The organism is Kovacikia sp. CALU 1929 (assembly GCF_056784235.1).
In genome coordinates this window covers 22,992-44,051 of sequence record NZ_JBXBCF010000076.1, presented here as the reverse complement: position 1 = coordinate 44,051, position 21,060 = coordinate 22,992, and the positions used below count along the sequence as shown (strand labels likewise).

General features: G+C 48.9%; 22 protein-coding genes. 7 read left to right on the top strand and 15 right to left on the bottom strand.

What is annotated here, in order from left to right; translation table 11 throughout:
- Positions 1-13: 13 nt before the first annotated feature.
- Both AC1S52_RS19770 and AC1S52_RS19765 read right to left on the bottom strand, forming a co-directional pair.
- Complete coding sequence (locus AC1S52_RS19770; RefSeq protein WP_482030794.1) at positions 14-1,912, bottom strand: tetratricopeptide repeat protein; 1,899 nt, start codon at positions 1,910-1,912, stop codon at positions 14-16.
- A gap of 48 nt (positions 1,913-1,960) precedes the next feature.
- On the bottom strand, positions 1,961-2,389 hold the full coding sequence (locus AC1S52_RS19765) for a hypothetical protein (protein ID WP_482030762.1): 429 nt from the start codon (positions 2,387-2,389) through the stop codon (positions 1,961-1,963).
- A 267-nt stretch (positions 2,390-2,656) separates the two neighbouring features.
- Here AC1S52_RS19765 and AC1S52_RS19760 point away from each other — a divergent pair, with 267 nt between their 5' ends.
- Complete coding sequence (locus tag AC1S52_RS19760; protein WP_482030761.1) at positions 2,657-3,001, top strand: hypothetical protein; 345 nt, start codon at positions 2,657-2,659, stop codon at positions 2,999-3,001.
- Here the strand turns inward: AC1S52_RS19760 and AC1S52_RS19755 are convergent.
- Genes AC1S52_RS19755 through AC1S52_RS19740 form a run of 4 tightly spaced genes read right to left on the bottom strand, consistent with a single transcriptional unit; the run spans position 2,959 to position 4,270 of the window.
- Entirely contained in the window at positions 2,959-3,321 is a 363-nt protein-coding gene (locus AC1S52_RS19755) for a hypothetical protein (protein WP_482030760.1), read from the bottom strand. The genes AC1S52_RS19760 and AC1S52_RS19755 overlap by 43 nt on opposite strands.
- Positions 3,322-3,329: 8 nt before the next feature.
- Positions 3,330-3,920: a Uma2 family endonuclease gene (locus tag AC1S52_RS19750; protein ID WP_482030759.1), complete on the bottom strand. Its 591-nt coding sequence runs from the start codon at positions 3,918-3,920 to the stop codon at positions 3,330-3,332.
- 19 nt (positions 3,921-3,939) lie between these two features.
- Positions 3,940-4,134: a hypothetical protein gene (locus tag AC1S52_RS19745; protein WP_482030758.1), complete on the bottom strand. Its 195-nt coding sequence runs from the start codon at positions 4,132-4,134 to the stop codon at positions 3,940-3,942.
- A gap of 1 nt (position 4,135) precedes the next feature.
- Positions 4,136-4,270: a hypothetical protein gene (locus tag AC1S52_RS19740; protein ID WP_482030757.1), complete on the bottom strand. Its 135-nt coding sequence runs from the start codon at positions 4,268-4,270 to the stop codon at positions 4,136-4,138.
- Positions 4,271-4,408: 138 nt separating this feature from the next.
- On the opposite strand from AC1S52_RS19740, the gene AC1S52_RS19735 reads away from it, so the two are divergent.
- Positions 4,409-4,627: a hypothetical protein gene (locus tag AC1S52_RS19735; protein ID WP_482030756.1), complete on the top strand. Its 219-nt coding sequence runs from the start codon at positions 4,409-4,411 to the stop codon at positions 4,625-4,627.
- 105 nt (positions 4,628-4,732) lie between these two features.
- Here AC1S52_RS19735 and AC1S52_RS19730 read toward each other — a convergent pair whose 3' ends face one another.
- Entirely contained in the window at positions 4,733-6,313 is a 1,581-nt protein-coding gene (locus AC1S52_RS19730) for an NAD(P)H-quinone oxidoreductase subunit N (protein WP_482030755.1), read from the bottom strand.
- Positions 6,314-6,672: 359 nt separating this feature from the next.
- On the opposite strand from AC1S52_RS19730, the gene topA reads away from it, so the two are divergent.
- The 4 genes from topA to AC1S52_RS19710 all read left to right on the top strand — a co-directional run bounded on the left by topA (position 6,673) and on the right by AC1S52_RS19710 (position 11,938).
- Positions 6,673-9,411 carry a type I DNA topoisomerase gene (gene topA / locus AC1S52_RS19725; RefSeq protein WP_482030754.1) on the top strand — a complete coding sequence of 913 codons (2,739 nt, stop codon included), beginning with the start codon at positions 6,673-6,675 and terminating at the stop codon, positions 9,409-9,411.
- An 11-nt stretch (positions 9,412-9,422) separates the two neighbouring features.
- Entirely contained in the window at positions 9,423-9,689 is a 267-nt protein-coding gene (locus AC1S52_RS19720; RefSeq protein ID WP_482030793.1) for a DUF29 domain-containing protein, read from the top strand.
- A 72-nt stretch (positions 9,690-9,761) separates the two neighbouring features.
- Positions 9,762-10,463, top strand: coding sequence for a hypothetical protein (locus AC1S52_RS19715; RefSeq protein WP_482030753.1), 702 nt, complete (start codon positions 9,762-9,764; stop codon positions 10,461-10,463).
- A gap of 509 nt (positions 10,464-10,972) precedes the next feature.
- A complete protein-coding gene (locus tag AC1S52_RS19710; protein ID WP_482030752.1) occupies positions 10,973-11,938 on the top strand; it encodes a restriction endonuclease in 966 nt (321 codons plus the stop codon).
- 568 nt (positions 11,939-12,506) lie between these two features.
- On the opposite strand, the gene AC1S52_RS19705 is transcribed toward AC1S52_RS19710, so the two are convergent.
- Together AC1S52_RS19705 and AC1S52_RS19700 are read right to left on the bottom strand one after the other, a co-directional pair.
- Positions 12,507-13,190: an SAM-dependent methyltransferase gene (locus AC1S52_RS19705; RefSeq protein WP_482030751.1), complete on the bottom strand. Its 684-nt coding sequence runs from the start codon at positions 13,188-13,190 to the stop codon at positions 12,507-12,509.
- 45 nt (positions 13,191-13,235) lie between these two features.
- Positions 13,236-13,565, bottom strand: coding sequence for a hypothetical protein (locus AC1S52_RS19700; protein ID WP_482030750.1), 330 nt, complete (start codon positions 13,563-13,565; stop codon positions 13,236-13,238).
- Positions 13,566-13,664: 99 nt separating this feature from the next.
- On the opposite strand from AC1S52_RS19700, the gene selD reads away from it, so the two are divergent.
- The gene (selD, locus tag AC1S52_RS19695) at positions 13,665-16,025 is read left to right on the top strand and encodes a selenide, water dikinase SelD (protein ID WP_482030749.1); all 2,361 of its coding nucleotides are present in this window, start codon (positions 13,665-13,667) and stop codon (positions 16,023-16,025) included.
- Here selD and AC1S52_RS19690 read toward each other — a convergent pair.
- The 6 genes from AC1S52_RS19690 to AC1S52_RS19665 all read right to left on the bottom strand — a co-directional run bounded on the left by AC1S52_RS19690 (position 16,020) and on the right by AC1S52_RS19665 (position 21,053).
- Positions 16,020-16,238, bottom strand: coding sequence for a hypothetical protein (locus AC1S52_RS19690; RefSeq protein ID WP_482030748.1), 219 nt, complete (start codon positions 16,236-16,238; stop codon positions 16,020-16,022). The genes selD and AC1S52_RS19690 overlap by 6 nt on opposite strands.
- Before the next feature lie 444 nt (positions 16,239-16,682).
- Positions 16,683-17,678: a ketol-acid reductoisomerase gene (gene ilvC / locus AC1S52_RS19685; protein WP_482030747.1), complete on the bottom strand. Its 996-nt coding sequence runs from the start codon at positions 17,676-17,678 to the stop codon at positions 16,683-16,685.
- A gap of 224 nt (positions 17,679-17,902) precedes the next feature.
- Complete coding sequence (rsmD, locus tag AC1S52_RS19680; protein WP_482030746.1) at positions 17,903-18,481, bottom strand: 16S rRNA (guanine(966)-N(2))-methyltransferase RsmD; 579 nt, start codon at positions 18,479-18,481, stop codon at positions 17,903-17,905.
- A complete protein-coding gene (gene hisH / locus AC1S52_RS19675) occupies positions 18,478-19,125 on the bottom strand; it encodes an imidazole glycerol phosphate synthase subunit HisH (RefSeq protein ID WP_482030745.1) in 648 nt (215 codons plus the stop codon). The genes rsmD and hisH overlap by 4 nt, the downstream gene beginning before the upstream one ends.
- 80 nt (positions 19,126-19,205) lie before the next feature.
- Entirely contained in the window at positions 19,206-20,459 is a 1,254-nt protein-coding gene (gene codA / locus AC1S52_RS19670; protein WP_482030744.1) for a cytosine deaminase, read from the bottom strand.
- 3 nt (positions 20,460-20,462) lie between these two features.
- Positions 20,463-21,053, bottom strand: a complete 591-nt coding sequence (locus tag AC1S52_RS19665) for a CpcT/CpeT family chromophore lyase (protein ID WP_482030743.1) — start codon at positions 21,051-21,053, stop codon at positions 20,463-20,465.
- Positions 21,054-21,060 lie beyond the last annotated feature (7 nt).

Genomic DNA, 21,060 nt, shown 5'->3' with positions numbered 1-21,060 from the left:
ACAAGGTAGTAGGCTAGTCAGATAAAGATTGAATAGCTATGTCGCAATCTTGAACTTTAGCCTCTAATCCCATTGCTTGAAATAAATTATGAGCATCTAGGTAAGCGTTTTTGGCTTCAGAAAACTGATCCGATGCTCTTAAAGCATTGCCCAGATTAAATGCAGAACTAGCTTCTCCGTGTAGATCACCGATATTACAGCAGATATTGCGTGACTTGTGACAAAACTCAGCAGCAAGATCATATTGACCAAGGAAAGCATAAGTATTGCCCAAATTCAAAAAGCAACTAGCTTTTCCCTTCAGGTCACCGATTTTTCCATAAATTGTCAATGCTTGTTCGTGATGGGCAATTGCTATCTGGAAGTCTCCTAATTCACGTTCGACGCTACCAAGGTTGCCCAAAGCATTGGCTTCACCTTGCAAATCGTGAATCGAACGTGCCACTTCTAGAGATTTCAAATAAAGATCTTTTGCATATCTAACTTGTCCTATAGAGTGATGTGCGGTGCCTAAATTTCCCAATACATATGCTTTGCCTTTTAGATCATTACTTTCTTTCATGATTTCTAGAGATTCCTGGTAACAATCAATTGCTTTTTCATATTCTTCTAAAGCAGAATGTATGTTGCCTAGATCATTAAGGGCAATTCTTAATAGTCCTCGTTCGTTGGCAGAAATCTTCAGTTCTTCAATTAACTGCTCATACAATTCAAGAAGTCTTTGAGTGTAGCCTGGTAATTCTGAGAACTCGCTACAAAGTTGTAGTAGTTCTAGGGTTTGCCTGTACTGTTTGAGTTGGCAGTTGTGATGAATAATTTCTATATAAGCTGATACTGCCTTTAACGTATTCAAATTTTCGCGGTTTCTGAGTGATCGATAGTAGACAATTGCCTGCCTATGTGCATCCGCTTGATTCCCAAGCTGCTGCTGAGCAAAGGTCTTAAGTAGCGGAAGGAATTTAAATTGCCACTCTCCTTGACTAGGTTGTTCTTCTAATAGTGATCGCTTCACTAATCCACGCAAATCTTCTTTTGTTATAGGTTTTGATGACATTACCTGAGCGGCTGCTAAAACAAATGGCAAACGATACACACTCAAATTCAGCCATAAATCCTTAAAATGTGGTTGTAAGCGGTTCAAACTCTCTGTCAGTAATCCTCCCACACTCGTTTCCACATCCCGATGTGCTCCAACTAGCTGCTCAAATAGATTCAAATCTTTCTGAGTCAGAATATGGGTAACGTCAGGTGTATGAACAGGTTGATCCTTGAGCCAGCTTGCTGCCAACTTCAGCAATAGTGGATGTCCATCGGCAATCTTAACAAACTGCTTTAAGTCTATTTCTGCGCCTTCAATACCTTGATCATGTAATAACTTAATTCCATCGTCTTCATTTAGCCCTTGCAGGCGACGCCATTCACTCTCAACTCGTCGTTGCTCTAAAGCGAACGGATGCTCTCGACTGGTAAGGATCAAAACACTTGCATTTTCACGCCCCAACCACTTCAGTAAAAAACTTTGGTAGGCTTCCTCTTGCCACTGGCGATCTTGAAGCAGCGATTCTACATTATCCATCACCAGTAGACAGCGCTCCTGTGAGAGGTAATGAATCAACTGATTTACTAAAGCATCATTGTCAGTTTTCTCATCAATTTCCTCACCAAACTGTTCTAACAACCAACGCCCAAATAAACTAAAGCGGTAAGGTTGCTCAAAGCTGATCCAGAATTTGCGATCAAAGTTTGAAGCATCCCGATATACCTTAGCCGTCAATGTAGACTTGCCATAACCACCTGGACTAGTGATTCCCACTAACCGAATACGCTGATTATCCAGCCAGCTTTTGATGTTGGCAAGCTCTTCTTGTCGCCCTTGAAAGCTATCTGTGTTGACAGGGTGTTGGTCAAGAATGATAGTGGTGCGATTTAACTTTACCCGATCGCCTTCGGGCGAATTCAGTCAAAATGTTGGATTAATGAAAGTGCCGCCTTGAAACAGATTTTTAATGTTGTTTGCTAGCATCGCATTATTGTTGATAGTTGTTGCCGCCTGAGCCTCAAAGGTCTTTGCTTTTGCCTGAATCTCTTTTGCAGTTTCAGAGTCATCATTCTGGACAGCCGCTGCTAAATCCTGAACTGCCTGCGCCACATCAGGATATTCCTTTGTTGATGACGAAACTTCCAGAAATGCTTGTCCTACATCAATGGGTCGTCCTCTATCAGGCGAAATTGCTAAAGACTTACCGGGAAACTTGCTTTTAATCAAGTTTGCTAATGCTCCAGTTTTTTCTAAAGAGACTTCGCCCAACTTTTTCCCAGGAACTTTTACCGCTTCTGTCAGCACAAGTGTTGCAACAGTGACGGCTGCTGTCAATGGATCAAAAATCATAGGTCAATCTGCGCGTAAATTTAGTTCAGTTGTAGCTTAAATCTGCTGACTTTGACATCAACCCTATCCAATCTTGTGGCTGTTTACCTTCAATTTTGCTTTGTAGCCCCCATAAAGTTCTTAATTGTCAAGGACTGAAAAAGGCTCATTACCTTTTACTTGGAACAGATTTTCTTTTGAAGTGCTGCGATCGCCCTCCAACCCCTACCTTTCAAGCTGCGATCGCCCCCTGTTAGAATTTGAGCAGAATCCATCAGCCTCAGAACCATGCAAGCCTTTGAAGCCACAGGATCGATCGATGCCCAGGGACAATTATCTCTGGATCAGCCGCTAGAGGTGACTCACCCCGGACGGGTAAGAATCATTGTGCTGCTGACAGAATCATCCAATCAAACACCTGAGCAGACTAAACCCAATTTAACCAGTAGCCAAACTGTGCGAGAAAATGACCAGGCTTTCAGCAATGTCTTGTGGGGTAAAACGGTCTTGTTTCGTGACAATCAGCGTTTTGCCACCACTGTTGAGATCGAGAATTTGACGGTAAGGATGGGCGCGATCGCGCAGCGCGTTCAGGGTTTGCCGATAAATTTGATTTGTAGGAACGATCCATAACACCAATCCGGTTTGCTTTTCAAATAATGGGTGTTAATTAAGCCGATCGTATGACACGTCAAAAGTGTTTTACCTCCGCCAGTGGGCACTTTCAAACAAAAATTGGGGAGGTCTTCCCCTAGCCCGTTTCTCTTGTCGTGATAGATTCTCCCCAGTCTTTCTCTGACTTCTTCCCAGGCTGCTTTGGGGAAGTTAATTTTAGAAGCCGTTTTTCTATCTATTGCTGTAATTGTGTCGTGTCTTGCTTTCCAAGTTGCCAGAGCTTCAAGGTATCGCTTGACTTCATCAATATAGGTCTTTTGATACTCTTTAAGTTCCATTGCACTCGCTATACGTCCAAAATTCGGTTCATGGTTAGAGTCAATTCTGGAAAGGTGCGAGACAGAATGCGATCGTCTTCCTTAAAGGCAGTGGATTGATACACCCCTGCATCATCGAGTAAGTAAACAAAAACAGTAGGTGTTTTAGGGTTACCGAGATAGGTTCTGCTGCCGATCGCGAGATAGTCTACAATCCAGTATTCAGTGATACCCAGGCATTGATATTCATCAAGTTTGTCAATGTAATCGTCTTCCCAGTTGGTTGAAACCACTTCTACTGCTAATTGAATGGGTTGGTCTAAAGCACCATAAGCACTCCGCTCGGAACGCCACATTGTCTTACTAATAACACTGACATCTGGATTGCGTCCTCGATTCTCAGTCGTTTGAATCACGGCTGTATTATTGACAACATAATCGAGTTTCAACCGTCGAATCTCATCGTTGAAAGCAAACAGAATGAAAAAGTCAACATCATCATGTTGTCGCGTTGCTCTCATCTCAACCACCTCTCCATCGACCAGTTCATACCGTCCATCTTCGGGATATTGTTCAATAAATTGGTCAAACGTGAGTTTTTGCTTTGTAGAAGTTGTCATCGTAAGTCCCTCCCTGGTTTTAATCTCTAAATTTATAGATTTCAAACGGTAATTGGCAGTAATCGATGTTGTAGTCTTTGAGATGCTCCTGATCGAGATACTTCATAGGGGCAAACACAAGTTTCTTTTTATCCTTACCCAAGCGTTCAGCCAGTTGCAGGTTTAATGCTGTTGCTTTGAGATAGTCCAAATCAGGCTGATAAAACAGATACACCTCAAAGAATCAGGTTGCCATGCAAACTCACCTTATCCGTCAGGCTGGCAGCCTTGTTGGGGACAAGGTGATGATATTTCAGCGTCAGGTGGTGGTTTTGGACAAAGGCTTTGCCCTTAAAGTCAAGTCGCGCCATAGAAAAATAAACCGTCAGACAGGATACCTGTAGCTTGAATCTACAGGCAAAATTCCATCTTAGCGGTATCGGGAAGCATTTCTTTAGGAGTCAGATAGGGGCAATCCCTTTTCGTGTGGGCACTACTTTGGCGGAGAGATGCGCGATCGCCCTCCAACCCTCACCTTTCGCCCTCTGTATAGCTTTCAGCATCTAAGAAACGCGAAGCGTTGCTTGCTAGTTCGACGTTCTACTGTCAATCAATGGTTTAACGAATTGAGCGATCCCTCAGCAGAATCGGTTACTCAAATCATTGCTGCTTTACAACAACTCAACGAAGCCGCCACGGAAGGAGGAGAAACACTCTTACCCCCCTAAAACTTAAATCCCCCAACTGCGGGAAAGGCAGAGGGGGACTCTAAAATCGAGGGTTAGAATCAGCAACCGAAGTCGGTTTAGTTCGAGGGCAGATCAACCACCCAATTACGATCGCAACGAGACCTGAGCCATTTCATCAATCAGTGGCTCAACCGCGATCGGTTTCTCTGGTTTCACTGTTGCTTGCAGCATGGGAGTCTTGGTCACTGAGTCATTCGACAAACTAAACAGCGGGTTGGAAAGAATCCCAGCGATCGACGTGGCAATCAGGGTAATCACCAAACCCACCTGGAGCGATCGCATCCCAGGCAAATTCCAGCGGATTTCAGGATAGTTTTTCACCGAATCCGACATTTCCTGAGGCTCTTTTACCACCATCATCTTGACGACTCGGATGTAGTAATAAATCGAAATGACGCTGGTAACCAAGCCCAGAATCACCAGACCATAGGCACCTGCCTGCCAGCCAGCCCAGAACAGATAAAGCTTTCCAAAGAAGCCAGCCAGGGGTGGAATGCCTCCCAGAGACAGTAGACAAATGCTAAGAGCCAGTGTCAGCAACGGATCCTTCTGGTACAAACCTGCATATTCACTAATCTGGTCGGTTCCCGTCCGCAGGGAAAACAGAATGATGCCGGTAAACGCGCCCAGGTTCATGAACAGATAAACCAGTAAGTAAAAAACCATGCTGGAGTAACCGGCATTGGTGCCAATCACCAACCCAATCATGACAAACCCCGCCTGACCGATGGAAGAGTATGCCAGCAGACGCTTCATACTGGTCTGCGCCAGGGCAACCACATTCCCCAGAATCATGCTGAGGATTGCCAGGGCAGTCAGGACAAAATGCCATTGCTCGGTCAAGTAGGGGAACGCCGTGACCAGGAGCCGGATCGCCAGGGCAAACCCTGCCGCCTTAGAACCCACCGAGAGGAAGGCAACCACTGGCGTTGGCGACCCTTCATAGACATCTGGTGTCCACTGGTGAAAGGGAACCGCTGCGATTTTAAAGGCAATTCCAGCAATCACAAATACCAGAGCGATGACCACTGCGATCGACTGTTCCAGCCCTGCTGCTGTAATGCTGGCAGCAATTTCGTTTAAGTTGGTCTGACCACCGGATAAACCATACAGCAGTGACAAGCCATAGAGGAAAATGGCAGAACTGGATGCCCCAATCAGCAAATATTTCAGGGCAGCTTCGTTTGAGCGGGGATCGCGCTTAGTGTAGCCCGTTAGTAAATAGGAAGAAATACTGAGCGTTTCCAGGGAGACAAAGATCATGACCAGTTCATCTGCCCCGGAAAGAAACATACCGCCCAGGGTGGCTGTCAGCAAAATGGTGAGAAATTCCGCCAGCGAAGTCCCCGACTGTTCGACATAGCGAATTGACATCAAAATGGTCACTGCCGCCGAGAGCGCAATGATCCCGCGAAACACAATACTCAGGTTATCGCCATGAAAACTACCCAAAAACGAGATGGGGTTGGCAGCGTCCCAGAGGTAATAGAGGGAAGCAACCGCTGCCAGCAGCCCAGTGATGGCGAAGTAGGGGGTCCACTTAGAAGATGCCGTTCGCCCCACAATTAAATCCCCTACTACCACCAGCAGAAGGGTAGCAGTTACGATCAGTTCCGGTAAAATCGCTCCGGTGTTGAGTTGAGCCGCAAGACTGGCGAAATCCATGAGGGTATGTCTGATTTACAGTTTTAAAGATAAGTAATAATCGGGTCTCTGGGAACCAGGAAAGACGAGAAGGTCAGAAATCTATTACAGTGGATTCTACCCCGCAATCTACCTTAACACTGGATCTGGTTGCGATCGAATCCTTATATTAGAGATTAATCGCCTCTGGGTAAAGTTCAGAAACTGGCTCCTGGCAACTTTCTGACGTTTGATGCAGATCACACTAACCCAAAGCTGATGCTCCTAAGTTTAAGATTATTCCTCTGCAAACTTTTACAAATCCCTGGTAGTCGATCCAATATTGGCTATAAGAAAGATTAGAGGGACAATCATCGATTTCTTCGTATAGTCAACGATCCATGCCAAAGCTTGTCATCGTCGAATCACCCACTAAAGCCCGCACCATCCGCAACTATCTGCCCAGCGATTACCGGGTAGAAGCGTCCATGGGGCATGTACGCGATCTGCCACAGTCAGCCAGCGAAATTCCCGCCAGCGTCAAGGGCGAGAAGTGGGCACAGTTGGGGGTCAATATTGAGGATAATTTTGAACCGCTATATGTGGTCCCACAGGACAAAAAGAAGATTGTTAAGGAACTGAAGGATGCGCTGAAGACAGCCGACGAACTAATTCTGGCAACGGACGAAGACCGGGAAGGAGAAAGTATTAGCTGGCATTTGCTACAACTGCTCCAGCCGAAGGTGCCGATCAAGCGCATGGTGTTCCATGAGATCACTGAAGAGGCTATTCGGGACGCGATTCAAAATTGTCGGGCTGTGGATGAGCGGCTGGTGCGTGCCCAGGAAACCCGCCGAATTTTAGACCGCCTGGTGGGCTATACCCTGTCTCCCCTGCTATGGAAGAAGATTGCCTATGGGCTTTCTGCTGGGCGGGTGCAGTCGGTGTCTGTGCGATTGCTGGTGCATCGGGAACGGCAGCGGCGGGCGTTCCGGCAGGGTTCCTACTGGGATCTGAAGGCAACCCTGGCAGTCGAAAGTCAGGAGTCAGGAGCCAGAAAACAGGAAGCTTTTGAAGCTAAACTAGCCACCCTCAGAGGGGTTAGGGTCGCCACGGGTAGCGATTTTGATGAGGCGACCGGGCAAATTGCCCAGGGGCGGACTGTCGTTCTGTTGAACGAAACGGAAGCGAGGAATCTGGCGGAGCAAGTCCGCGATCGCACCTGGACTGTGACTAACCTGGAAGAGCGCCCCGTTAACCGTAAGCCCTCTGCTCCCTTTACTACTTCTACCCTGCAACAGGAGGCAAACCGCAAGTTGGGGCTGTCTGCCCGTGACACGATGCGGGTCGCCCAGAGTCTTTACGAACAGGGCTACATCACCTACATGCGAACGGACTCGGTGCATCTCTCCCAGCAGGCGATCGCCGCTGCGCGCTCCTGTGTTCAAGAGATGTATGGCACCAATTACCTCAGCCCCGAACCACGCCAGTACACGACCAAGAGTAAAGGGGCACAGGAAGCCCACGAAGCGATTCGTCCGGCTGGAAACACCTTCCGCACTCCTCAGCAAACGGGACTCAAAGACCGGGAATTTCGCCTCTATGACCTGATCTGGAAGCGCACCGTCGCCACCCAGATGGCAGAGGCACGCCAAACCCACGTCACAGTCCAGATCCAGGTTGAAGATGCCGGGTTCCGGGCATCGGGCAAGCGGATCGATTTTCCTGGTTTTTTCCGCGCCTATGTCGAGGGTTCTGATGATCCCAACGCGGCGATCGAAGATCAGGAAGTGATTCTGCCCCCCCTGCGCCAGGGAGATACACCGGCTTGTCGGGAACTGGAGGCGATCGGGCATGAAACCCAGCCCCCTGCCCGCTATACGGAAGCCTCTTTGGTCAAGACGCTGGAAAGCGAGGGCATTGGTCGTCCCAGCACCTATGCCAGTATTATTGGTACCATCATTGACCGGGGCTATGCCCAGATGGTTAACAATTCCCTGGTACCCACTTTCACTGCCTTTGCCGTGACCGCCCTACTGGAGAAGCACTTCCCCGATCTGGTGGACACCAGCTTTACCGCCCGTATGGAGCAAACCCTGGACGACATTTCCACCGGGGAGGTGCAATGGTTGCCCTATTTGAAGCAGTTCTACCTGGGTGACACCGGACTGGAAACCCAGGTGAAGGAGCGAGAAAACGGAATTGATCCGACCGAAGCCCGTTCGGTTGAGTTAGAAAATCTTGAGGCAAAAGTTCGGATTGGTCGGTTTGGGGCTTACCTGGAAGTCGAGAATGAGGATGGTTTGGTGAAAGCCTCCATTCCTAAAGACCTCACACCCTCCGATCTTGATCCAGAACAGGTAGAAACCCTGCTCCGTCAGAAAACAGAAGGACCCGATAAAGTTGGCTTCCACCCTGAAACCGGCGAACCCATTTATCTGCTCATCGGCACCTATGGTCCCTATGTTCAGCTAGGAGATGCCACGGATGAAAATCCCAAGCCCAAGCGAGCTTCTCTGCCTAAAGGCGTGACCCTGGAGCAGGTTACGCTGGAAATGGCAGTTGGGCTGCTTGCCCTGCCTCGGACACTGGGGGTTCACCCCGATACAGGCTGTCGGATTCAAGCCAGCCTGGGGCGGTTTGGTCCCTATGTGGTGCATGACCAGGGTAAGGAAGGTAAGGACTATCGTTCCCTGAAGGCGGGGGATGATGTGCTGACCGTTAGCCTGGAACGTGCTCTGGCATTGCTCTCAGAGCCTAAATCTGGGCGGGGTAGACGGGCGGCTGCCAAGCCTTTGCGGGAGTTGGGTGCCCATCCAGAAGATGAAGAACCCGTGAATATCTACGATGGTCCCTACGGTCCTTACATCAAGCATGGCAAGGTAAACGCCTCTCTACCAGAAGGGCAAACGGTTGAGGCAATCACGATGGATGTTGCCCTGGAAGCCCTGGCGGCAAAGGCAGGTGCGAAGAAGTCTGGTAAAGGCGGTAAGTCCGGCACAGCAAAATCCACCAAATCTACCAGTAGCACCGCCAAGAAAACCACGGCAAAGAAATCGACAACCGCTAAGAAGTCTACGGCAAAGAAAGCCACGGCAAAGAAAACCACAACGACCAGCAGCACCAAAAAGAAAGCTTAACGACCCAGGCAATCTCTTGCCAAACTTCCCTCTATGAGCAGGATTTTCTGCGATGGCTGGAAGAGACGGCTGCTCAGTTGAAAGCGAGGGATTTTGAGCATCTGGATATGGACCATCTGGTGGAGGAGGTCGAGGCGCTGGGGCGATCGAAACAACGGGAATTGAGAAGTCCACTAGCAACGAACAACTTCACCTTCATCTGTGGCAATGCCGGAAGCAAAGGACTCTTGCCCCTCACCCTCTCATTTACTAAGAGTTTTGTCATAATAAGAAATTAACCTTCTCCCTGATTTCAGCAGAGAAGGCGCTGTCCATAACTCTGGGTTTAACCCGGCTCGATGGTATTGCCTATGCTCCGATTTGAGATTGAAGCTGCTCTGGATGCTGCGTTCAAACGGTGTGAAGTGGTTTCCTGTCCACTCAGCGATCAACAAAAGCAGATTTTGTTACAGGCAATGCAGGAACTGCCTAACAATCCTCCTGAAGCCAATGACCGGGCTAATTTTGGGATGGAAAGCTTAGAAGAAAAAGATTCAAGTGCTGACAATCCATTGAGATCTCTAACCTTTGAGGAGCGTCAGGCTCTACTGGCATTTATTAAACAGGAAGAAAGCGAGAACCGCCCCTGGAAAACAACGCTACTGAACGACTGGGTGCAAGAAAGGGATTCGGGCACGGTTCAATTTATCCGCGATCGCTACGGCGTGCAATGGTTAGAGCAGGTGAAGCCATTCCATCTGGAACAGTACGAAAGTGTAGACCAGGGTCAAGTGATGTGGCTCAAGATGGGCGATCGCATCGAAGTGACCAATGGTTTATGGGAATGGGTGCAGGAAGACGGACCTTGCAGTCGGGAATGGTTCCCCTGTACGGTGATTAAAATCTGCCAGCCCGAAGGGGCTGAGGTGGAAGATCAGCCAGAGGAAGAAGTGAAAAGGAAAGATTTAAGCAATGTGAGTTGCATTGTCCGGTTTGATACTGGAGCGGAATACGAAATTCAGGGTGTGTACGATTGGAACCGCCCTAACTGGCGCTGGTTAGAAGGCAGTTAGCCTGCCCGATCTTGACGGTGCCTATTCGTAATTGGTTGCGCATCTGGCTTCTCTATGACCTTGTATGACTGACAAAATAAGTGCAGGCAGCATAGAGCAGCTTTAATTTCAGGTGTTATGCCGAATCGTTTTTCCTATCCTCCCCAATTTGAATCTTAGGCGGAAAGTTTCTGCCTAATAATAGTTAGCCTGCTGCGTTCGTGGGTGGTGGCAGTTCCGTTCGCTTTTGGGTCGGTGTTGAGGGCGATTGGGGTTAACGGCTCGGATAGTTGAGAGGTTTTGAATTCCAGAAATTTTGGTAATAGTAAAATTTCTCACTAGGCAAATATTTCACTCTTATAAATTATTTGGATTGATTTAGAGAGGATGAAACCCATAAACAGATTTGTTATGAAAACTTGCTTTTGCGGGTACTTAGTTGGCGAGAGTATAATTAATACTAGTGTTAGTCTCGGTTTGTTTACCTCAAGACTAAATAAACCATTTCACCCTTTACATAAACATCAAGCATGAGCGGTCAAGTCTTTCACTTTCCACCTGATTTTCTAAATTTGCTCGTAGATACAATTCCGAGGTTATGCAAGAGTAAAAAGGATGTTCTCATTTTCTTCTCTAGTGCTGGGGTTAACAATAAATTTCTGGCAGATTTAAGTGACAAACTTCAAAGGGATGCAAGCAGTATCAATAAGTATGAGATTGCTAGAACGATACTGGTAAGGATTAATGACGCTGGTGATGTTGCACTTCGTGAAAGAAGGGAAATCGTAAAAAGGATTGTTGAATTTAATGATTTCTCCAGATGTTGGCCTAACGATCAAATGGAGGCGACAGGGTTAGTAGCCAAAGTTAGAGAAGCAGTGAACGTTAGGGATGCTTTTACAAGATTGCAGCAGAACTATGATTCCCAGTTAGAAGAAGAAAAGAAGAAACGTCAGCAAGAAGAAGAAGCTAGACTTGAGAAACTCAAACAAAAGAGACAGAAGCGGCAATCTATTAGATCAGAGTTAATCGCTCTTTATCAAGAAAGTGACACTAAAAAGCGAGGAAAACAGCTAGAAGGAATTCTAAATAGCTTTTTTGAGAGCGAGGGAATTTTGGTTAGAGAAGCTTTCACTATTAAAGGTGAAAATAATGAAGGAATAATTCAGCAAATTGATGGGGCAATTGAGGTCAATAGTTATCTCTATCTTGCTGAAATGAAGTGGTGGAAAGAAGCATTAGGACCTGGTGACGTAGCACAGCACGTCATGCGTCTTTTTGAGAGAACTGATGTTCGTGGTATCTTCATTTCAGCATCTGGTTATACCAATGCGGCAATTATTAACATTCAGAAAGCGCTTAATCAAAAAATTATCGTGCTTTTCACCTTAAAGGAACTTGTACTTCTTTTGGAGACAGAAACATCCTTCGAGTCTCTCTTAAAGTCTAAAGTTGAAGCTATCCAGCTTGAAGGTAGACTTTTATATGATATTTGAATTAGGTCTGACGATTTATCCAAGTCATTTTGCACCGCAGGCTAACAACCCCGCTGCACAACGGACCGAGCAAAAGTTATCGAGGAAACCACAAAGTTTCTGCGGCGGGTGAGCGGGAACGTTACGTTGAACTCACTTCTTCTTCATGGCAAGCAGCGGCACGTATTTTCTACAACCTGTGTCGTCAAGGATTGACTGTTCGCAGCCCAATCGATTGCTGTATTGCTCAAACAGCATTGGAAAACAATTGACTTTTAGTTCAAATGATCGTGACTTTGAAACCATTGCTCAAGTGCGCGCTCTTTAACACCTTCGTTTTCAGCCTCGAATTCCTGAAGATGCTCCCCTGACTCGTTGCTATACCCCTACAATTTCCGATTAAGTCTATTCTTTAGCTGGTTCTTTTCCGCTGGTAAAAGCGACTCGATCGCTACCATTCCTGATCGCTCAGTTCACTGTCATAAAAGGGTTACGTTATGTTCTCAAGCGGAGCTAGATGGATTGCTTAGGCATTGCTCATTCCATCTCCTGGAAAGCATTTTCTTTGTATCTATTTGCAAACAGCTTTTTATGATTGACTGATTCTCAGCATTTCGTTACCGCCCCGTTGTAGTTCATAGGAAACCTTCTGAATCTCGCAGTGGTATCCCCTTTCTGCCAACCGGCTCAAAATGGGTTTTAAGTGGGGTGAAGGGTTGAGCATCAGTGTCAGCAACGGGAAAATTCTGACTTCCTGACAAACTCTCAGCATTTCGCAAACAGAGTTGAAATGGAAGTCTGCATCGAAATGGTCAGAGTAGAGAAAAAGGAAATGGGAACAAAGCCCTAGCTCATACTCGCGATCGCCATCACCGAGTTCAGGCAATTCACCGACCTGATAACGCTTTTCAGCCTTACCAATTTCATAATCCTGACAAAAGATTTCTAGCGCACGCTGACGATTTTTCCTCAGTCCATCGGGCGAACCGTGATAGGTCCAAACCCAGTCATCTGGAGTATTTTCGACTTGTTCAATAATGTCATCGACGACTTGATTAAACCGACTTCTAATTTGATCAGTATTGAAGGTATAGAGTGGATCAATTGACGTAATTTGGTAGCCCAATTCAGTTCCTTCTGCGTTGAAACTGGCTGGACCATCCGCAACCCCCAAAATCGTTTTCTGAAGGTCTTGCTCGGTGAGATTAAACATTTGAACATACTCATCGAGCGATCGCCCAAAGGGTACAACCTGCTCCAAATGCATTGCCATTCATTGCTCTCCTACACCGTTGCAGGATTACTCTAGCGCATTTGTTTAATACTCAAGGAAAAGCGTGTTGAAGTCGCCAGTCTCCGTGGGCTGGGGCTGAATCACAGGTCTGGATGTGGGCGTAGGGGCATCTCGCAGGTCGTGGGCACTGTGCTCCAGTTGCTCGACCTGTGCCTCAATCGTAGTCAGGCGTTGCTGAATGAGAACGCGCCGTTGCTCTAGAGCCTCTAGCTCTTTCTGAAGCCTTGTTTTTTCATTGACCAGCTTGTAAATATCCAGATAGGCAGCTGCTTCGGTCTTCTGGCGAGGCATGGTGCTGACTTTGGGACGAATCTGTCCTTGCTGAAAATGGGGGCGCATAATGAAACTGCTCATGGATTTGCTTATAGTTTGCCCAATTCTTTTGGCAAAACACCTGCTAGGTTAGGACTTGTGCTGGCTCCTTTTTTCGGCACAAGTCCTTTGGGTTTGAAGATGAATTTGGAATCAAGTCCGATTGTTCAAGATCTGGTGTTGATTGGGGGGGGGCATTCCCACGCGATCGCCCTCCGCCTGTTTGGCATGAATCCCCTGCCAGGAGTGCGGCTGACACTGATTACCGATGCCTCTGACACTCCCTATTCTGGGATGTTGCCCGGTCATGTGGCAGGCTTCTATACCCGTGAGCAATGCCACATTGATTTGCGCCCGCTGTGTCAGTTTGCTGGAGCACAGCTTTACATCGATTCGGCAGTGGGACTGGATTTAGAGCAGAATTGGGTTTTGTGTGCCAACCGTCCACCTGTGCGGTTTGATCGGCTATCGATTGATATTGGCAGTACACCTAAAAAACCAGAGGTGTTGGGTGATTTGGACTCTATCATTCCGGCGAAACCCGTCCGCCAATTTTTAGAGAATTGGCAGCGGATTGTTGAGCAGGTTGCCCATAATCCCGAACGCCCTCTCTGCCTGGGAATTGTGGGTGGCGGCGTGGGCGGTGTCGAACTGGCTCTGAATGTGCAACATCGCATCCAGGAGATCCTAAAAGCGGCGGGCAAACTACCCACCCATCTGACCTTGCATCTCTTTCATCGAGACGCGATGTTGATGCCCAACCATAATCGCTGGGTGCGATCGCATTTCCACCAATTGCTGACCCAACGAGGCATCCAGCTTCACTTGCAGGAAGAGGTCTGCGAAGTGCAGCCCCACTATCTCCGCTGTAAGTCTGGGCTAACCGTGGACTGTGATTACACCTTCTGGGTAACTCAGGCATCCGCGCCTGACTGGTTAGAGCAGGCGGGGCTGAAGGTCGATGAGGATGGGTTTGTTCTGGTGGACGATAGGCTGCGATCGCTCTCCCATCCCCAGATCTTTGCCACAGGGGATATTGCCACCATGATCAACCACCCCCGTCCAAAAGCGGGTGTATTTGCCGTGCGTCAGGGTAAGCCCCTGTTTCATAACCTGTGTCGCGACTTTCAGAGAAAGCCACTCAAACCTTTCCATCCCCAACAGCACTATCTCAGTCTGATTGGAACGGGGGATGGTTCCGCAGTGGCTTCCCGTGGTCCGTTTGGCTGGCATTCTTCGCTGCTCTGGCTCTGGAAAGACCAGATTGATCGGAAGTTTATGGAACGATTTAATCAGTTGCCGGAGATGGAGCAGGGGAGAGGGGAGAGGGGGAGCAGAGGGGGAGAGAGGGGAAAGGGGGAGCAGAGGGGGAGAGGAGAGGGGGATTCTCTTGCTTCAATGTTTCAGCTTCAAGCTCAAAGTTACGGTTCTTCTAAAATGCGTTGTGCGGGGTGTGGGGCAAAGGTTGGCAGCAGCGTGCTTACCAGGGTTCTGCAACGAATTCAGTCGCATTCTTCTTTAACCCATACCCCCCGTTCCGACGTATTGATTGGACTGAATGCTGCCGACGATGCCGCCGTAGTACAGGTACCCCCCGGCATGGTGATGGTGCAAACGATCGACTATTTTCCAGCCTTAATCAATGATCCATTTTTGTTTGGACAGATTAGTACCCACCATGCGCTCAGTGATTTGTTTGCCATGGGGGCAGAACCCCAGAGTGCGCTGGCGATCGCAACCGTTCCCTACGGCAGTTCCAACGTGGTTGAAGAAACCCTGTTTCAGTTGCTTTCCGGGTCGCTAAAAGTTCTCCAGGAAGCCAATGCAGAATTGATTGGTGGGCACACGACGGAGGGCAAAGAGCTGGCGTTTGGTTTGTCCTGCAATGGGTTGGCAAACCCGGAACGTTTATTGCACAAAGGTGGGATGAAACCAGGGCAGGTTTTGATTTTGACCAAAGCGATTGGGACAGGCGCTTTGTTTGCAGCCAGTATGCGGCAAAAAGCTAAGGGTGAGTGGATTGATGGGGCGATTGAGTCGATGGTGCAGTCGAACCAAAAAGCGGCGGTCTGTTTCCTGAACTACCATGCCACTGCCTGTACCGATATCACAGGCTTTGGACTGATGGGGCATCTGGTAGAAATGATCCGGGCTTCGCCTGGGGTGGCAGTCCAGTTAAATCTGGAATCGATTCCCTGGTTGAACGGCGCACTAGAAACTGCCCAGCTTGGAATCACCAGTTCCCTCTATCCCCAAAATGCACAGGCTATAGAGTGGATTGACAATCCCTTAGAAGTGATGAATCATCCTCTATTTCCACTCCTGTTCGATCCCCAAACCTCCGGTGGTTTGTTGGCGGCTGTGCCTCAAGCAGAGGGCGATCGCTGTCTGGCTACGCTTAAATCGCTAGGCTATACCCGCAGTTCGATCATTGGACATACCCTGCCTGGCTCAAACCGGGCAACACCAGTAACGATTTCTATGGAACTAGTGCCCCTATAAAAGCCCTACCAGGGGCAGTGCGACTAATAGGGTAATCACCAACGCAAAAAATATCTGCCAGAACCCCAATTCTTCTTCAGATGCAGAGGTGGTCAGGTCGTGCCGGTAGTCGCAATACACGCATTGAAAAACATCATCGCCAGCGCGATCGTGCTGCAACCGTACCAGCCCATCTTTTCCACAATGAGGGCATTTCATACCATCGGATGCCATCAATCTCACCTCCTTTGAGGTAGTGACTTTAGCAGAGAGATGGGTTTCGTTTTCCACACACCTGGAACAGCTTTAGCTCCGATAGGTTCTTGAGCAATCCCCCTGCAAGTTGAACAATCCATTCAAACCAGGAGCTATCTCTATTATCGGACTTCTGAAAGCATCAGGTAGCCTTTCGTTGGCAAACTGTATTGTTATACCATTTTGGGTTTCGGATTTTAGATTTTGGATTGTAAAAACCCTGCATAGCAATGGTTCTACTCCTTATACCAATTCTTTATGAGGTGGCACTGAACAAGGGGCTTAAGCCCCTTGCTTTACAAGGGTTAATTCTAGAGGACGGTTGAAATGCCACCGAGATAACTGAAATCAAATCCCCGGATTCTCGAAGAATCCGGGGATCTGGGGCGGAGACTATACTTCTAATATTTGCCGTTGCAGGGTTTAAACCTTTTTCAGCCAGCTAAACATTGCCCGCAGGTCCTTGCCCACTTCCTCAATCGGATGCTCGGCTTCGCGGCGACGCATGGCGTTAAAGCCCGGTTTGCCTGCCTGGTTCTCCAGGACAAATTCGCGGGCAAACTGTCCCGTCTGGATTTCGTAAAGAATTTTCCGCATTTCACTGCGAGTCTCGTCGGTGACAATGCGAGGACCACGAGTCAGATCCCCATATTCCGCCGTGTTGGAGATGCTATCGCGCATTTTGGCAAGTCCACCTTCCACGATCAAATCAACAATTAGCTTCACTTCGTGCAGGCACTCGAAGTATGCCAGTTCAGGCTGGTATCCAGCTTCCACCAGGGTTTCAAAGCCAGCTTTAATCAGGGCAGACAAGCCACCACACAGAACCACCTGTTCCCCAAATAGATCCGTTTCGGTTTCTTCCCGGAAGGTGGTTTCCAGAATTCCGGCGCGGGTGCCGCCGATGCCTTTGGCATATGCCATTGCCCGATCGCGTGCCTGCCCTGTAGCATCCTGAAACACGGCAAACAGGGCGGGAACACCTTCTCCCTGCTCATAGGTGCGGCGAACCAGGTGTCCCGGTCCCTTGGGGGCAACCATCACCACATCCACGTTGCTGGGAGGAACCACCTGGGCAAAGTGAATGTTAAAACCGTGGGCAAATGCCAGGGTTTTCCCTTCCGTTAGGTGAGGCTCAATCTCATGCTTGTAAACGGTTTTTTGCACCTCATCGGGCAGCAGAACCATAATGAAGTCTGCCAGTTTTGCCGCTTCATTCACACTGTGAACCGTCAGCCCGGACTCCTTTGCTTTAATGGCTGATTTACTGCCGGGATACAGTCCGACAATGACATTCATGCCACTGTCTTTCAGGTTCAAAGCGTGGGCGTGTCCCTGGGAACCATAGCCGATGATGGCGATCGTCTTTCCAGCAAGTAAATCTAAATTGGCATCTGCGTCGTAATACATCCGAGCCATGATTGGGTTGTCTCCTTAGCAAGCATTGAAGTCCGTGCAAACTCTCCATGATACCAGAAGTTGTTCAAGGTCTTCTGAACCAGTTTTACTTCTTAGCGTTTTCCACTTCAGTCCTCACCCATACTTACAGCGGTTGCCGATTGGATAAGCCACAAATTGTAGGGTGGGCATCGCCCACAAAGCCCCGTAGTCAGAGCTTTTGGAAAATGTGGGCAGTGCCCACCCTACCGGGAATTGCTGTAGATATTAGAGGAGCCATCATTCTGAAATCGGTAAAACGTCAATGCTGTATTGCCATAGTCCTTTTGGCGACTGATGCTGAAACAAGGAGGAGTCGAAATGGCTGCGCGACCGGGGCTGTGTTCAACGGCAAGTTCTCCGTCAGGAGCCAGGAGCGCGAATTGGGCGATCGCTCCCAGGACTGGCTCATACAATTCACTGGCGTAGGGCGGATCAAAGTAGATCCGGTCAAATTGTTGTCCAGCCAGGGTTTTCAGTTGCCGCCCAACATCGCCCTTAATGACCCGGAACGTTTGTTCCTCACTGGCAACCTTTTGCCAGTTTTGCCGGATGATGGCACAGGCTCGTGCTGATTGTTCAATTCCCACCACCTTGCTGGCTCCCCGGCACAAGGCTTCTGCCCCCATTGCTCCACTGCCAGCACAAAGGTCAAGCCAGCGACATCCGGCAATGGTTCCCTGCCAGATATTGAACAGGGCTTGCCGCACCAGGGATGAGGTGGGGCGGGTCTCCTGCCCTGGCAGCGTTTTGAGTTGACGATTCCCGTAAATCCGTAAACTCATCGGGAAATGGTAGCAGGCTGTTTTGCCTCAACCAAACTGACAAAATTAGCAAGGATTTGCAATCCGGCGGTCGAAGACTTCTCTGGGTGAAATTGGACTGCCATCAAGTTTTCATGGGCGATCGCCGCAGTTATCGTTTGGCTGCCGTGGGTAATAGTCGCTGCCCGCACCGTTGGATCGGTGGGATCGACGTAATAGGAGTGGACAAAATAAACCCAGGGGTTGGGGGGCAATTGCTGCCAGAGGGGAATATCTGGTTGGGTAAACTGCAACTGGTTCCAGCCCATGTGGGGAATGGTAATGCCTGGTTCATGGCGAAAGCGCCTGACGGTACCAGGAATAATGCCCAGTCCGGGTTCCTTGCCTTCCTCACTGGAATCAAACAGGATTTGTAGCCCCAGACAGATACCGAGGAAGGGCTTACCCGCCGCAATCGCCCGCTTGATCGGATCTTCCAGATGGCGCGATCGCAAATGCTGCACAGCCGGATCAAAGGAACCAACCCCAGGCAGCACAATGGCATCTGCCCGCTCCAGGTCGGTGGGGGAGTCCGTTACGGTGGGCGTTGCGCCTGCATTCTCTAACCCTTTACAGGCAGAGTGCAGGTTTCCCATGTCATAATCCACCACTGCAATTACGGGCATTGCCTTCATCCTCGCTGGTTTATGCTATTTCAAATTGTAGTTTGTAACCTACAGAGCAGCAGAGCGATCGCATCGTCCATTTAATGTCCATGCCAGGTTGTGCGGGGGACTTCTGTTTTCACCAATAACTTCCCCTGGGAAATGACGTATTCAACGACTGCACGGCAACGGATCGCATCGTAGCGGTCTTTTGCATTCAGGACGATCAAATTTGCAGGGTTGCCAATGGCAATGCCATAGCGGTCTGCAACATTCAGGGTCTTTGCCCCGTTCCAGGTGACCATGTCATAGCAGGCATCTATTTCTGCGGTGCCCGTCATCTGGCAAACATGGAGTCCCATAAAAGCAACATCCAGCATGTTGCCGGTGCCTAAGGAGTACCAGGGGTCTTGCACACAATCATGACCAAAGCTGACGTTCATGCCCTGCTGCCAGAGTTCTTTGACACGGGTGACACCACGACGCTTGGGGTAGGTGTCGGTACGTCCCTGAAGCGTAATGTTGATCAGAGGGTTGGCAATAAAGTTGATCTGAGTGCGGCGCAGAAAACCTAGAAGCTTGGTGGCGTAGGCATTGTTGTAGGAACCAAATGCCGTGGTATGACTGGCGGTGACTCGCGAACCCATGCCCGTCCGCATGGCACAGGCAGCAACGACTTCCAAAAAGCGGGACTGGTCATCATCAATTTCGTCACAGTGGATGTCAATCAGGCGATCGTACTTCTGTGCCAGTTCAAAGATGCGGTGGACAGAATTGACTCCATCTTCGCGGGTCAGTTCGTAGTGGGGAATGCCACCAACGGCATCAGCGCCCATGTCCAGGGCTTTTTCCATCAGGGTGTCGTTGTGGGGTGCCCCGTAAATTCCATCCTGGGGAAAGGCAACCACCTGGAGGGTGATCCAATCTTTGACGGCTTCTCGAACTTCCAGAAGGGCTTGCAAAGCGGTCAGACTGGCTTCACTGACATCAGCATGACTGCGCACGAACAACACCCCCTGGCTTGCCTGTTGCTTCAGGGTTGCGATCGCCCGTGCTTTCACATCTTCCAGCGTCAGGTTTTGTTTGCGTTCCCGCCAGATGTCAATCCCTTCAAACAAAGTGCCGCTCTGATTCCAGCGGGGTTCTCCGGCGGTAAGGGCAGAGTCCAGGTGAATGTGGGATTCTACAAAGGGTGGGCTAACGAGTCGCCCCTGAATTGCCAGTTCGACCTTTGCGTGCCCGGTAATGTGGGGCGAAATCTCGACGATCGCCCCTCCCTTGATGGCAATGTCACCTTCGGTGATCGTCCGGTCAGTTTGCAGCAAACGGCACTGGCGCAGAAGCAAGTCGTACATAGGCTAAACCTTCACTTCATCCGCAAAATTTGCCCAGCGCACGAACTGGAACGGACCCGCAATAGAACCCCAGATGAGTTCATCGGTTTCAGGATCCCGTCCGCGATCGTAACTAAGCAGTTGTTCAGTATCAACAATAAATTCGTTATCGAGATAAGTCGTTTTGTCTTTGCGAACCACAATACAGCCTCTCCCCGGTTCTACCTGTCCCCTAAAACTGGTGCCAGTCCACTCAACGTGCATATTGCAACCGGGCATCAGCTCTAGCTGGTCTGCCTCAAGGGTGTGTAAACGCTCCAAGTCACGGGATGCACCATAAAATTTTTCTTCTTCCCGAATTTTATAGTTTTCCAGTTCAATCCGTCCGTCCCTGACGAACAGGTTGAGCACTCTAACCCGGTAAGGATCGTTGAGCATGAAATCATAAGCCTGTTCCAGAAACAGGCTCACTCCAGACAGAAATCCCTGGGGTAAGGGGCGCATACAAACCCGGATATGGGCGTATAGGGGAGGATTTTCAAATGCCTGCTCCTGGTTACTAAAGTCTGCTGCCATTAGCCGCGCCAGGGCTGCAATATCTGTGGAATGAGTCATGCTAAGT

Excerpts from the sequence above, each read along its gene's own strand:
- AC1S52_RS19700 (WP_482030750.1), bottom strand. The coding sequence starts at position 13,565 with ATGAGCAGTTTCATTATGCGCCCCCATTTTCAGCAAGGACAGATTCGT.
- hisH (WP_482030745.1), bottom strand. The coding sequence starts at position 19,125 with ATGCCCGTAATTGCAGTGGTGGATTATGACATGGGAAACCTGCACTCT.
- codA (WP_482030744.1), bottom strand. The coding sequence starts at position 20,459 with ATGTACGACTTGCTTCTGCGCCAGTGCCGTTTGCTGCAAACTGACCGG.
- AC1S52_RS19665 (WP_482030743.1), bottom strand. The coding sequence starts at position 21,053 with ATGACTCATTCCACAGATATTGCAGCCCTGGCGCGGCTAATGGCAGCA.
- selD (WP_482030749.1), top strand. The coding sequence starts at position 13,665 with ATGAATTTGGAATCAAGTCCGATTGTTCAAGATCTGGTGTTGATTGGG.
- AC1S52_RS19765 (WP_482030762.1), bottom strand. The coding sequence starts at position 2,389 with ATGATTTTTGATCCATTGACAGCAGCCGTCACTGTTGCAACACTTGTG.
- ilvC (WP_482030747.1), bottom strand. The coding sequence starts at position 17,678 with ATGGCTCGGATGTATTACGACGCAGATGCCAATTTAGATTTACTTGCT.
- AC1S52_RS19750 (WP_482030759.1), bottom strand. The coding sequence starts at position 3,920 with ATGACAACTTCTACAAAGCAAAAACTCACGTTTGACCAATTTATTGAA.
- topA (WP_482030754.1), top strand. The coding sequence starts at position 6,673 with ATGCCAAAGCTTGTCATCGTCGAATCACCCACTAAAGCCCGCACCATC.
- AC1S52_RS19730 (WP_482030755.1), bottom strand. The coding sequence starts at position 6,313 with ATGGATTTCGCCAGTCTTGCGGCTCAACTCAACACCGGAGCGATTTTA.
- AC1S52_RS19715 (WP_482030753.1), top strand. The coding sequence starts at position 9,762 with ATGCTCCGATTTGAGATTGAAGCTGCTCTGGATGCTGCGTTCAAACGG.
- AC1S52_RS19735 (WP_482030756.1), top strand. The coding sequence starts at position 4,409 with ATGCGCGATCGCCCTCCAACCCTCACCTTTCGCCCTCTGTATAGCTTT.
- rsmD (WP_482030746.1), bottom strand. The coding sequence starts at position 18,481 with ATGAGTTTACGGATTTACGGGAATCGTCAACTCAAAACGCTGCCAGGG.
- AC1S52_RS19740 (WP_482030757.1), bottom strand. The coding sequence starts at position 4,270 with ATGGCGCGACTTGACTTTAAGGGCAAAGCCTTTGTCCAAAACCACCAC.
- AC1S52_RS19690 (WP_482030748.1), bottom strand. The coding sequence starts at position 16,238 with ATGGCATCCGATGGTATGAAATGCCCTCATTGTGGAAAAGATGGGCTG.
- AC1S52_RS19755 (WP_482030760.1), bottom strand. The coding sequence starts at position 3,321 with ATGGAACTTAAAGAGTATCAAAAGACCTATATTGATGAAGTCAAGCGA.
- AC1S52_RS19760 (WP_482030761.1), top strand. The coding sequence starts at position 2,657 with ATGCAAGCCTTTGAAGCCACAGGATCGATCGATGCCCAGGGACAATTA.
- AC1S52_RS19710 (WP_482030752.1), top strand. The coding sequence starts at position 10,973 with ATGAGCGGTCAAGTCTTTCACTTTCCACCTGATTTTCTAAATTTGCTC.
- AC1S52_RS19705 (WP_482030751.1), bottom strand. The coding sequence starts at position 13,190 with ATGGCAATGCATTTGGAGCAGGTTGTACCCTTTGGGCGATCGCTCGAT.